General features: G+C 72.8%; 11 protein-coding genes. 4 read left to right on the top strand and 7 right to left on the bottom strand.

Going from position 1 to position 12,036, the window contains the following annotated elements; all coding sequences use genetic code 11:
* Positions 1-9 precede the first annotated feature (9 nt).
* On the bottom strand, positions 10-2,415 hold the full coding sequence (locus AIF0345_RS01595; RefSeq protein ID WP_273168096.1) for a transglycosylase domain-containing protein: 2,406 nt from the start codon (positions 2,413-2,415) through the stop codon (positions 10-12).
* 396 nt (positions 2,416-2,811) lie between these two features.
* Here AIF0345_RS01595 and AIF0345_RS01600 point away from each other — a divergent pair, with 396 nt between their 5' ends.
* Both AIF0345_RS01600 and AIF0345_RS01605 read left to right on the top strand, forming a co-directional pair.
* Positions 2,812-3,138, top strand: coding sequence for a WhiB family transcriptional regulator (locus AIF0345_RS01600; protein ID WP_043563151.1), 327 nt, complete (start codon positions 2,812-2,814; stop codon positions 3,136-3,138).
* A gap of 225 nt (positions 3,139-3,363) precedes the next feature.
* Positions 3,364-3,534 carry a DUF4177 domain-containing protein gene (locus AIF0345_RS01605; RefSeq protein WP_084682566.1) on the top strand — a complete coding sequence of 57 codons (171 nt, stop codon included), beginning with the start codon at positions 3,364-3,366 and terminating at the stop codon, positions 3,532-3,534.
* A 75-nt stretch (positions 3,535-3,609) separates the two neighbouring features.
* Here the strand turns inward: AIF0345_RS01605 and AIF0345_RS01610 are convergent, their stop codons facing one another.
* A complete protein-coding gene (locus AIF0345_RS01610) occupies positions 3,610-4,287 on the bottom strand; it encodes a Crp/Fnr family transcriptional regulator (protein ID WP_273168093.1) in 678 nt (225 codons plus the stop codon).
* Between the two features lie 167 nt (positions 4,288-4,454).
* Here AIF0345_RS01610 and nth point away from each other — a divergent pair, with 167 nt between their 5' ends.
* Entirely contained in the window at positions 4,455-5,135 is a 681-nt protein-coding gene (nth, locus tag AIF0345_RS01615) for an endonuclease III (RefSeq protein WP_268918533.1), read from the top strand.
* Between the two features lie 67 nt (positions 5,136-5,202).
* Here the strand turns inward: nth and AIF0345_RS01620 are convergent, their stop codons facing one another.
* From AIF0345_RS01620 to AIF0345_RS01640, 5 genes are all read right to left on the bottom strand, one after another.
* A complete protein-coding gene (locus AIF0345_RS01620) occupies positions 5,203-6,141 on the bottom strand; it encodes an alpha/beta fold hydrolase (RefSeq protein WP_285296924.1) in 939 nt (312 codons plus the stop codon).
* A 1,176-nt stretch (positions 6,142-7,317) separates the two neighbouring features.
* Positions 7,318-7,641, bottom strand: coding sequence for a branched-chain amino acid transporter permease (locus tag AIF0345_RS01625; protein WP_285296925.1), 324 nt, complete (start codon positions 7,639-7,641; stop codon positions 7,318-7,320).
* Positions 7,635-8,393, bottom strand: coding sequence for an AzlC family ABC transporter permease (locus tag AIF0345_RS01630; protein WP_268918542.1), 759 nt, complete (start codon positions 8,391-8,393; stop codon positions 7,635-7,637). Before AIF0345_RS01630 ends, AIF0345_RS01625 begins: the two co-directional genes overlap by 7 nt.
* A 90-nt stretch (positions 8,394-8,483) precedes the next feature.
* On the bottom strand, positions 8,484-9,791 hold the full coding sequence (locus AIF0345_RS01635) for a hypothetical protein (RefSeq protein WP_285296926.1): 1,308 nt from the start codon (positions 9,789-9,791) through the stop codon (positions 8,484-8,486).
* 105 nt (positions 9,792-9,896) lie between these two features.
* Entirely contained in the window at positions 9,897-10,877 is a 981-nt protein-coding gene (locus tag AIF0345_RS01640; RefSeq protein ID WP_268918530.1) for a hypothetical protein, read from the bottom strand.
* A gap of 77 nt (positions 10,878-10,954) precedes the next feature.
* Here AIF0345_RS01640 and AIF0345_RS01645 point away from each other — a divergent pair, with 77 nt between their 5' ends.
* Positions 10,955-11,977, top strand: coding sequence for a Fic family protein (locus AIF0345_RS01645; RefSeq protein WP_311136109.1), 1,023 nt, complete (start codon positions 10,955-10,957; stop codon positions 11,975-11,977).
* Positions 11,978-12,036: the final 59 nt, after the last annotated feature.

A 12,036-nucleotide genomic window follows, 5' to 3' on the forward strand; every position in this document is an offset into this window, starting at 1 on the left:
GGCACCCTGTCAGTCCCCGTCCTTGCCCTGGGGGCTCCGCTGGCTCGGCGGGGTCATCGGAATGTCCTGGCTGTCCTGGGTGGCGGACTGCCCGGCGCCCTCCTGCGCCCCCGGGCCGGCTGACGGCGGGTGGGACGCCCCCGCCTGGGGCGCCTGGCCCTGGGCCGGCTGCCCCTGTGATGAGGCCTGCTGGGAGGGGGCGGGGCTCTGCACAGGGCTCTGCCCCGCGGCGGGACTCGAGGCCTGGACGTCCTGCCCGCTCTGGCCCTCGGGGCCGGTGGCCGAGGGCGGGGCGGCGCTCGGCGTGACGCCGAGGCCCACCTGTGTGAAGCCGAGGGCGGGCTGGCCCTCCAGCGCCTTGTCCATGTACATCTTCCACAGCGGCACCGGGGCGTCCGAGCCGTACATGGTGGTGTAGTAGCGGCCGCCGATGTACTGGTGGTCCATCGAGGAGTAGCCCTCCGAGTGCCCCAGCCACACGGATGTCGCCAGCTGCGGGGTGAAGCCCGTGAACCAGGCGTTGTCCATGGACTCGGTCGTTCCGGTCTTCCCGGCGGCCTGACGCCCGTTGAGGACCGCGTCCTTACCGGTCCCGTTCTTGTCCAGGACGTGGGTGAGGGTCATCGCCGTCTTGTCCGCGGCGTTGGAGTCCATCGCCTGGGTGCAGTTGGCGGAGGGCACCTCCAGCGAGTTGCCGTCGGCGTCCAGGATGGAGTCGATGGCGATCGGGCGGCAGTAGAGGCCGTGGGCCGCGAAGGCCGCGTAGGCGCTGGCCATCTGCAGCGGCGTGACCTCCTGGGAGCCCAGCGCGATCGACGGCGTGGGGACCAGGGGGTTCCCGGAGTTGGTGGTGACTCCGAGCCGGGCGGCCCGGTCCGTGATGTTGCAGATGTCCATCTGCTGCGTCATCCTGGCGAAGCCGACGTTAATGGACTGGGCGGTGCTCTGAATGACGGTGTGATTGCCGCCCTCGCTCGCGTTGGCGTTGCCGACGGTCCACTTGTCGGCCTTGGAGGGATCGCAGGAGATCGTCCAGTCCGATGCGCCGAAGGTGGTCGGGCTGGTGTTGAACACGTCGTTGCCCGAGTGACCCTCCTGATACCACTCCGCCAGGACGAAGGCCTTGAACGTCGAGCCCGGCTGGAAGCCGGAGGTGCCGTCGTAATTCTCCAGACCTCCGTGGGAGGCGTCGGCGTTGAGGGATATCTGCGTGGTCGAGGGATCGTCCTCGGTCGCCACCCCGTAATTCGTGTTCTGGCTCAGGGCCACGATGCGGCCGGTTCCCGGTTCGACGGAGGACAGCGCCGCCTTGACGTTGGACGGGTCGCCCGTGGGCACATACTCCTGGACGGCGGCGTCCGCGGCCGCCTGCTTGTTCATGTCCAGCGTCGTGGTGATGGTCAGGCCGCCCCGCAGGAGCCGCTGGCTGCGCTCCTTCGGCGTGGCGCCGAAGAGCTCGGAGTTCTCGATCTCGGACTTCACGTACTCGCAGAAGTAGGCCGCCGTCCCGGCGGTGCCGCACCCGCCCACGGTCTCCGTGACGTGCAGCAGGTCCTCGATCTTGGTGTTCTTGCCCGCCTGCCACTGGTCCTGATCGATGAACTGCTCCTCGAGCATCTTGTCCAGGACCCAGTCCATGCGGTCCTTGGCCTTGTCCGGGTAGGCGATCGGGTCATAGGCGCCGGGCGCGTTGGTCAGGCCCGCCAGAAGCGCCGCCTCGGGGATCGAGAGCTCCTTGGCGGAGTGGGAGAAGTAGTGCCGCGCGGATGCCTCGACCCCGTAGGTGGACGGGCCGAAGGCGGCGATATTGAGGTAGCCCTCGAGGATCCGCTGCTTCGCGTCGGGGTACTTCTGCTCAAGGGTCAGCGCGTACTTGATCTCGCGGATCTTGCGACCTGCCGAGCGCGCGGTCGCGGCGGACTGCGCCGACGGGTCGTCGTTCTGGATGGCCGCCTCCACCAGCACGTTGCGGACGTACTGCTGGGTGAGGGTCGAGGCGCCCTGGGAGCCGCCGTTGGCGTTGGAGACCATGGCGCGGGCGATACCGGTGGGGTCGACGCCCTTGTGCTGGTAGAAGCGCTGGTCCTCCACCGCGATAATGGCGTTCTGCACGTTGGTGGAGATGTCGGCCAGGGGCACGACGATGCGGTTCTCGGCGTAGAACTGCGCGATCTGCGTGCCGTCGGAGGCCTTGATGACCGAGATCTGGCTCGGTTCGAGGAGGTCGAAGTCGTCGGGCAGCTCGTCGAAGAAGTTGGCGGATGCGCTCGTGAAGGCGGCCGCGGCGCCGACGGCGGGCATGGCGAACCCGGCGGCGAGTATGCCGCCGGCGGTCGACAGGAGCACGAAGACCAGGAGCATGGAGACCACCTGGGCGGGCGAGAGCGACCTGCCACGGGGGGAAGACTTCGACATGGAGGCAAGCCTACGGGCAATCGTCCGTTCGCGCTGTGGGCTACGACGCGATCGGTCTGAAAAAGACCTAAGAAATGCGCATGAAGGAGCACGGAGGGCTGGTGCCCGCTCGGCGGGGGCCGGACGGGCGCAGGACGGGCGCAGAAGGGGGCGCGGAGCGCCCCTGCGGAGGGCCGGCGCCTGTGCGAAGGCGGGCGCTGACGGGCGAGCGCCCTGCCGAGGGAGGGGCGTTCGCCCCGTGCGGGTGGTGGGCGGACGCCCCGGGAGGGCGGCCGGCGCGCCCTCCCGGACGCTGCGAATCTGAGCCGGATTTGGCTTAAGGCCAACGTGTGACATACGGTCGTCAGTGTGATGCGGCTGACATCGTCGTCGGCCGACCCGGCTAGGGAGAGAGAGATGACGACGACCGACCAGACCTGGGCTGTTCGAGCGGCGTGCGCCAACGTCGATCCAGATCAGTTGTTCGGTAAGGGCGCCGAGCAGCGGGACATCCGGTCACTGTGCTTCTCGTGCCCGGTCCGCATGGAGTGCCTTGCCGAGGCCCTCGACTCCGCCTCCTCCTTCGGAGTCTGGGGCGGGCTGACCGAGCGGGAGCGTCGTGCACTGCTGCGCCGCTTCCCCGAGGTGACCGACTGGAGCGAGTGGCTGCGCCGGGAGGACGACGAGCTCGTGGCCGAGATCCACGCCCGCCGCGCCCCGCGGATCCTGGCCCGCGTGAGGTGAGGCGGGCGAGCACCCGCCCGCATCGGCGTCGAGGACCGGTCTCGGCGCGGAAGTGAACCGATCTCGAGCCGGAGATCTACCGATCTCGGCGAGGGGGCGGCTCCGGCGTCAGCACCGCCCGCGTCACTTCCCCGACGCGCGCGGCCGCCCAGGACCGGACTGAGTCGGATCGCCCCCGCACGCGCGAGGTTTACCGTCGTGCGGGGCTGCCCGTAGGCTCGCGCCATGACTACTCACCCGACCGCCTGGGAATACGCCACCGTCCCCCTGCTCACCCACGCCACCAAGCAGATCCTTGACCAGTGGGGCGCCGACGGCTGGGAGCTCGTCCAGGTCATCCCCGGTCCGACCGGCTCGGACAGCCTCGTCGCCTACCTCAAGCGCCCGCGCGCCTGACGCCCCGGCCGCCGGCGGGGCGCGCCCTCGCACGGGCGGCGCCCCGCCGCAGTCGCGGGCGGCCACGGAGGTCCGTCACCGGGCGCGACGGCGCAGGCGATCGACGTCGAGCAGCGTGACCGCGCGGCCCTCCAGGCGGATCCAGCCGCGGGAGACGAACTCCGCCAGGGACTTGTTGACCGTCTCGCGGGAGGCCCCCACGAGCTGGGCCAGCTCCTCCTGGGTCAGGTCGTGCGGGACGTGCACGCCGTCGTCCGTCGTCGAGCCGAAGCGGTCGGCCAGGTCCAGCAGGGCCTTGGCGACGCGCCCGGGGACGTCGGAGAAGACCAGGTCCGCCAGCGCGGTGTTGGTGCGGCGCAGGCGCTGGGCCAGGGCGCGCAGCATGTCCTTGGCCAGGGTCGGGTGCGACTCGACGAAGCCCATGAGCTGCGTGTGCTCGAGAGCCAGCAGCTCGGTGGGGGCGACGGCGGTGGCCGTCGTCGAGCGCGGGCCCGGATCGAAGAGGGTGAGCTCGCCGACCACCTCGCCCGGGCCGAGCACGGCCAGCAGGTTCTCGCGGCCGTCCGCCGAGGTGTGGCCGAGCTTCACCTTGCCGGAGAGCAGGATGTAGAGGCGGTCGCCGGCGTCCCCCTCGTTGAAGAGGGTCTCGCCGCGACGCAGAGTCGTCTGCGTCATCATGGCGCGCAGCTCGTCCTGCTCGTCGGGGGTCATTCCCTCGAAAAGCGGGATTCTGGCGATGATGCTGTCTTCCACGAAGGTCCTCCTGTGGGGTTGATCGGCTGGGTCCCGGCCTTCAGCGGGCAGCCCTGTGCTCTATCCTGCCACGGCTTGTGATCTGTGGCACGCGGATAAACATTGTAGTCTCTATTGTGATCCGGTCGGCATCCGAGGGCCGGGGCGCATGACAGTGAGGAAAGTGAATGAGGGGGTCCGCGACCGCGCCGGCTGACGCGCTCGGGCGCCCGGGGGCGACGGCCCTGCGCGCCCGCGCCGTCGATGACGAGCTCGCCGCCGCCTACCCCGATGCGCGCTGCACCCTGGACCACGACGGTCCCTTCCAGCTCCTTGTGGCCACGGTCCTGTCCGCTCAGACCACCGACGCCCGCGTCAACACCGTCACCCCGGCGCTCTTCGAGGCCTGTCCCGACGCCGGTGCGCTGGCGGCCGCCGACCCGGGCCGGCTCGAGGCGCTGCTGCGGCCGCTGGGCATGCAGCGCATGCGCGCCGAGCGGCTCATCGGCCTGGGCGACGGGCTGGCCGGGCGCTTCGACGGCGTCGTACCGCGATCGCGCGAGGCGCTCGTGAGCCTGCCCGGCGTCGGGCGCAAGACCGCCAATGTCGTGCTGGGCAACGCCTTCGGGGTGCCGGCGCTCACCGTGGACACCCATGTGGGCCGTCTGTCGCGGCGCCTGGGCTGGACGACGGCGAAGGACCCGCTGCGGGTGGAGCGCGACCTGGCCGCGCTGTGGGAGCCGGAGCGCTGGACCGACGGCTGTCACCGCCTCATTGCGCACGGGCGCGCGGTGTGCGGCGCCCGCGCGCCGCGGTGCGGGGAGTGCGTGCTGGCCGAGGCCGAGCTGTGCCCGCGGGTGGGCGTGTGAGCTGACGTCCTGCGGCCGTCTTCCTCGGGGCTGCGATCGGGTGCCGGGGGCCGTCCCGTCCGCCGCCCTATCGCTTCTGGCTGATCTCGGCGAGGAAGGGCAGGAGGGCGTCGACGAACTGCTCGGGAGCCTCCTCGTGGGGGAAGTGCCCGACGCCACGCACCGTCACCTGCCGCAGGTGCTCCGCGACATGGTGGACATCGCGCGCGTACGCCTGTGCCGGCTGAACCGGGTCCACCTCGCCCTGCACGCTCATGACCGGCACCTCCGCAGGGGCGCTCAGGCACATGATCTCCTCACGGCTGAGGACCGTGCGGCGAACCGTCTCCAGCGCCGAGTGCGCCGCCCCCGGCCGCGCCATGAGGGCGGCGTAGTAGCCGGCAGGCTCCGCCGCGGCCTGCCTGGTGCGGGGGCCCGCCCAGGACCGCAGCAGGCGGTCGACGCCCGGGGCCGTGCGCAGCGACCGCTCCGGAAGCAGGGGCGTCTTGAGCCACAGGTACTGCAGCGCCGCCCCGGAGACGATCCGGCCGCGCAGCGAGCGCAGCGCCAGCGGGTGCGGCGCCCCGACGGGCACGATGGCCGCGGTCATCGTCGGCTCCCGGTTCGCCAGTGCCCACGCGACCTGCCCGCCCAGGCCGGCCCCGACGACAACGGCCCGCTCGTGCCCCAGCGCGTGCACGACGGCGGCCAGGTCGGAGGCCAGCGTCACCAGGTCGTAGCCCGACGGCGGTCGGTCCGAGCCGCCGAAACCGCGCAGGTCCGCGGCGGCGACGCGATGGCCGGCCTCCGCCAGGGGCTCGATGACGTGCCGCCACGTCCACCAGCACTCGGGGAAGCCGTGGACGAGCAGTATCAGGGGCTCGGCTGAGCCCGGCGCCGTGAGGGCGCCGGTGCCCGGTGACGAGGGGGGCTCCTCGGGCCCGGCGAGGGCTGCGTGGAACTGGGTCCCGCCCGCGGTGAGGTTGCGGTGGGTCCAGGGTCCGGGGCGGTTGACGATGACGGGCACCAGTGCAGCCTAGATGATTGGTTCCGGCGAGACGCAGGCCGGGTCTGGTTGCGGACGGGTGCGCGGGTCGGCGCGCCGGCCGGACGGAGACGAGCGCCCGGGATCGATCAGCCAGGTGATTGACGACGGGGTGCGGGAGGGGGCCGCGCCGGTGGCGGTGTCCCTCTCGTCGAGATCGGTTCACTTCCGCGCCGAGATCGGTCGTACTCCGGCTCGAGATCGGTCCGGGGCGCAGCGGTTCCCGGCGGGTGTCAGGCCGGCGCCGCTGCGCCCCGGACAGCGGCCGCCCTGGGAGTCCTCAGCGTCCCGCGCCGTCCAGCCCGTGCCGCGAAACCGCGGAGCCGCGCCGAGACTCCCTCGGCGCCGTGGCCGTCGGCCGTCCTGGAAGCGCATGGGAGTGGAGGATAGTGGAGGATGCGGCATCCGGTTCGGCCGTCATGTGGAAAGGCCCTCTGCGCGTGCGAAGGACTGCGCCGACTCGTCTTGACGGACTGGGAGGAACGGCGGTGTTTCAACGAGAACAGGCGTTCTCTGTGCCGGGCCGCGCTCTGCCGTGCGCGAATCGCTGCCGCGCCCGTCCCCGGGCGGGGAGCCCGCGGCCCGCGCTTCGATGCGAGCCGGGCGGCGTCGGCACGGGCCCGCAGGGTTGGACAGTGGGCCGGTGACGGTCCGAGCCCTGAGCTCTGCGCGTGACTGGGCGAGCGCATGAAGCGCATGAGGAGGGCCGCTGGCCCTGGTGATGCCTGCGCACGCTGTTCGGCCGGCATCCGGGTGCGGACGGGAAGAACCTCTGCCCGGGGGCGGTTCGCACATGGGAGAGAGGCTGCCTAACAGAGAAGCCGCAGGTTTTCGTTGAGATTCTACGGTTCTGCCTGGACCATCAAAGTTGGTTGACGTGCTCCCATGTGCGTACAGGGGGGTCTGCGCACATGGGAGCGCGTTAGCTCGTCTTGACCGATGCCGAGAGATCGCGGAATCACGCGGAAAATCGGCGCCCATCCCGGTGAGGCCCTCTTCTCCCATGTGCAACCTCTGCCCCACGCGGTCGCAATTCACACTGCGCCGCGGACGGAACGCGCCTCGCTGCGGACGGAACATGAGATTGCGGCGTGCGTGGCCGGCACTCACCCGCGCACTCCGCGCGCCTGGTCGGTGCGAGCCCGTGAGGTGCCGCCCTCAGCCCAGCAGAAGGCTGACGAGCACGTAGATCCCGGTGCCGCCGATCAGCGACAGGCCGATCGAGCGGCGCCACAGGTGCAGGCCCGCCGTCGTCCCTATGCCGGCCAGCGCCGGTAGCCAGGTGGCGGGCGCGGGGCCGACGTCGTCGAGCGTGTAGGCCACGAGCACGATCATGACGCCCAGCGGCATGGCCGAGGACAGGAAGTCGAGCAGCGGGCTCCTGCGGCGGCCCCGCAGGAGCGCGAAGGGCGCGATGCGGCAGGCGTAGGTGATGAGAGCGACCGCGCAGACGGCGACGGCGATCTGAGGGTCGGTCAGCATGAGCGGCCCTCTCCGGGTGCCCGCCTCCCGGCGGCGTCCGCGTCGGGACGCATCCTCCGGGTCCGCGCGCCGGCGCGCCGGCGCCAGCCGTAGAGCGCGACCAGCCCCGCCGCCAGCGCGCCCAGAGCGCTGAGCAGCGCAGCCGACCCGCCGATCGTCATGCCCACCACCCCAGCGAGCACTCCGACGACCAGGACCGCCCGGTCGGGGTGGTTCTTCCAGTTCTCGATCGCCAGGACGACGAACAGCGCGGTGAGCACGAAGCCCAGCAGCTTGATGTCCTCGCCGACCAGCGCCGCCAGCCCTGTGCCCGCCAGCGCCCCCGCCGTCGTGCCCAGGGTCCACGACGCATGACTGACGGCCTCGACTGCGACGATGTAGCGCCCGCTCATCGCGCTGCGGTCCTTGGAGGCGAGCAGCGCGTAGACCTCGTCGGTGATCGCGTGGACGGCGTAGAGCCGGGTCAGCAGGCGCCCGCGCACGCGGTCGAGCGGGAAGCCGAGCCCGTAGAAGACGTGCCGCCCCGAGACGAAGACGGCGGAGGTCGCGATCGCCGCCAACGGCTCGCCCGCCCCGGCCAGGGGCACGAGCAGCATCTGCATGGTCCCGGAGTAGATGACGACGCTCCACAGGGGCGCCCACCACCACGACAGCCCCTCGGCGACCAGCAGCATGCCGGCGGCCAGCCCCAACGTCACGTAGCCGATCACAATGGGCACGACGTCGCGCAGGGCGTCGCGCACGGATGTCATGGACGGGGTGGCAGCGGTGTCGGGCACGTCCCCCAGGCTAGATGAGCGGGGCGGCGGGCGGGCGCCGGCCTCCGCCCCACCCCCGGCGGCTCAGTCCGCACTGCCGGCACGACGGCGATCCCGGTCGATCCTCTCCTGCTCGCGCCGCCCCTCGAGGCGCGCCGTGTACGAGACGACGCCGACCATCACCATGAACAGGCCCAGGGCCAGGAACTTTCCCGTGACCGCGTCGGCCCACAGGTAGGTGCTCATGCTCTGGCCGAGGGCGGACTGGGTGCTCAGGGCGCTGAGGAAGGGCGAGAACGCGTCTGTCATCACGCCGGGGGCGACGAGGAAGGGCAGCCCCAGCAGGATCGAGAGGGTGCCGACCACAATGCTGCCCACGGAGGTGCGCCGTGCTACCCACATGGCGATGATGAGTGCGAGCGCTCCCACGGCCAGCTCGGTCAGGCCGCGGGGCGACATGGTGAAGGCGAATGAGTCCGAGGCGTGGGATGTCGCCATGGAGGCGCCGTCGTGGAGGAAGAACCAGGTCACGGGCAGTGCCACGATCGACACGAGGACTCCGGCCCAGTGGGTGCCGGCCCGCGACCTCGGGCGGCCGATGACGGTGGAGCCGTCCAGCGGGACGTCTTCCTCGTCATTGTCGGCGGGGCGGGAGCGGCGCCTGGTCCTGCGGGTCTCCGGCTGCTCGGGCTCGACGGCGGGGGTGGGGACAGGGTTCGGCCCGGGGCCCGCCCCCGGTGACGCGGCATAGCCTGCGGGCCCGCCCGCACCGGGTGCCGCGTCCGGGAAGGCGGCGGCCTCCGCGGGCGCCGCACCGGTGGCGCTCGGCGTCTCCGCGGGGACGGGCTGGGCGGGGGTGAACAGGGAGCGACGACGGACCGCTGTGTCCTCGACGGGAGGCTTGTCGGTCTTGCCGGGCCGTCCGGCGTCGGGGGCGAAGACCGCCGAGTCGGGCCTCTCCAGGGTGAGAGGGTCTTCGTCGTGCCTTTCGAAGGGGAAGGCGCCCGCTGCGGGCCCGGGGGTGCCGGCCTGCGGGGTCGTGGGCGTGCCGGGGGTGCTGGTCTGCGGGCTGGACGGGCCGACGCCGGCCTGCGGGGTCGTGGGCGTGCCGGGGGTTGCGGGCGTGCCGGGGGTCGTGGGCGTGCCGGCCTGCGGGGGCGCCATCCCGACGCCGGGGCCGAGCGGTCCGGGTCCGCTCAAGGGGGCGGCGTCGAACTGCGCGGCGTCCTCCCGCACAGTGAGAATCTCGCCGTTGGCGCCCACCACTGGCGCAAGGGCGGGGATCTCCAGGGATGGCGTCTCGTCGGCGGGGGTGCCTCCTCCGACAGGATCGTTCGTTGCGTTACGGCCGGGTGCCTCATCCTCAGGACGACCGGGGTTCTCAGTACTCACGGGGCCTCCTTCTGCGCTACCACCGTAGTCGTGAGACGGATTGGTTGGGAGGAGGCGTGCCGGGGCCTCCGTTGTGGGCTGCGGTTCTCCATGGGCTCTCCCGGCTCACGGGCGGGCGGTGCCGTTCGCCGGCGTGGTCGTCTCCATGCTCTTGAGCCCGGCCAGCTCGCCGGCCCGGCCCTGACGCCTGGCCAGATGCACTCCCCAGCCCACGGTCGTCAGCAGCAGGCCGGTTGCGATGAGCCCCACCCCGGTCGGGTCGCTCGGCAGCCACCGCGCGAGCCGTGCGGCTCCCGGCGCCGCGGGCCACACGCCGTGAAGCAGTGCGGGCAGGCCGGCGAGCACGAGCAGCGGTCCGATCGCCCGGGCGCCGAGGGTCGAGCGGCCCGTGAAGAAGGCGCCCGCTGCGAGCAGGACGAGAGCGGCCAGCGCCGTCGGCGCTCCGGAGAGGCCTGAGCGGCCCGGGCCGACCAGCTCGGCGTATCCGTGCTGAAGGAGCAGCAGCGCGCCGGGAACCGTCGTCGCCGTCACTACGAAGGACAGGGCGTGGGCGCGGCGCCTGGACGGCGGGGCGGACGGCGTCACCCCCCGGGCGCGGTCGGCTGCGGCCAGGCGCACGGCCAGGCGGGCGTCGGCTCGCCCGGAGCGACGGGCGTGGCGCATGCCCCACGAGCCGCCCAGGAGCACCCCCGCCGTCACCAGCAGCGCGCCGGTGGGGATGAAGGCGCGCGCCCACGGCATGGGGGAGGACTGGGCGCCCTGCGGGGCCAGGAGCACCACCGCTTGCACGGCCAGTGCCGTCAAGCCCGCCACGAGGCCTCCCAGTGAGGAGCGGGCGGCGAAAAGCCATTGTGACGCAATACATACGAGGAGTGTCAGGGCGAGGAAGAGCACAGCCGGCAGCAGTCGGCCGACGGCGGTGAAGCGGGAGGCGATGCCCAGCGGCGCCATGATCATGGGGGGCAGGACGAGCCCGACGGCGGCGGTCAGCAGGTAGTCGGCGCGCCGGGAGCGCGGGGCGACCGGCACGCCTCCCGATGGCGTGGGGGGCGCGGTGCGGGTGGCGGGGGATTGTGCGGGGGTCACGGCTCGAAGCCTACAATTCTCCGCCGGGCCGGGCATTCCCGGCCTCTCGGGCTGTCTACAGTGGTGCGGTGATCAGCATGTCGGTGAGCATCGGGCCCGGGCCTGGTCCGAGCCCCAGGCGGGGCGAGGGGCCGGACGTCCGGCCACGGGGTCGTTCCAGCGGCCCGACCGGTCCTGACGGCGCGGGTGGCCTCGGCGGCCGGGTCGGCGGCCCGGCCGGCGCCGACCCGGCCGCCGAGGCGTTGCGCTCGATCGCTGCGGACGCCCGGGTCGTGCGCGCCGAGGAGGCCCTGCGCCAGGCCTCGGCCGAGCTGCGGTTCCACGAGGCCCTGCGGCGACGGTGGCGCGAGGCCCGGGCCGAGGCGGCGGTGCGCGGCGCGATCGCCTCCGGCGGCGTGGAGGGCGTGGTCCTGCCCGCCTCCGTCCTGCGCGACGCCGTCGCCTCCGGCGGTCTCACCGAGGCGTCCACGGGCGAGCCGTCGCTGGATGTCGTCGCCGGACTGTGGCGGGCCGGGGTGCGGCTGACGACCTGGATGCCCGACCTGCGCGGCGACGCCCGACCCGCCCAGCCGGGCCCCCGGGCGCTGCTCGCGGCCCTGCACCGGGACGTCGTCGGGCCCATCGCCGTGGCCGGGCGCGTTCCGTTGGATGCCGTGGCCGCTCCCCGGCCGGCCGGGACCGCGCCCGTGGAGGGCGGGCCGGGCACCGCGCCCGATGGCGAGGCACTGACGGCACGCCTGGAGGGCGTGGCCCGTCTTATCGACCTGCCCGGCGCACCGGCGCTCGTGCGGGCCGCCGTCGTGCACGGGGAGATGGTGGCGGTGCGGCCCTTCCTCGTGGGCAACGCGGCCGTCGGCAGGCTTCTGGTCCGCCACCTCATCACTCGCGACGGGCTTGAGCCGACCGGGGTGGCGGTCACCGACCAGTACGCGGGCCGGGTGCCGTTGGCCTACGCGGACGCGGCAGCCGCCTATGCCGGCGGGACCCGCGACGGCGTCGTGGCGTGGGTCGTGTGGCAGGCCGAGGCGATCCTGGTGGGGATCCAGGAGGCGCAGGCGGTCTGCCGCACCGTCCTGGCCGGGACGACAGCGGCCGGCTGAGGCGCTCGGGTCGGTGCCGGCCGGGCCGGCTGGATCCTGGTGCCAAAGTGCGGGGGTGG

Origin of the sequence: Actinomyces israelii (assembly GCF_030253495.1) — a bacterium.
Classification (GTDB): Bacteria; Actinomycetota; Actinomycetes; order Actinomycetales; family Actinomycetaceae; genus Actinomyces; species Actinomyces israelii.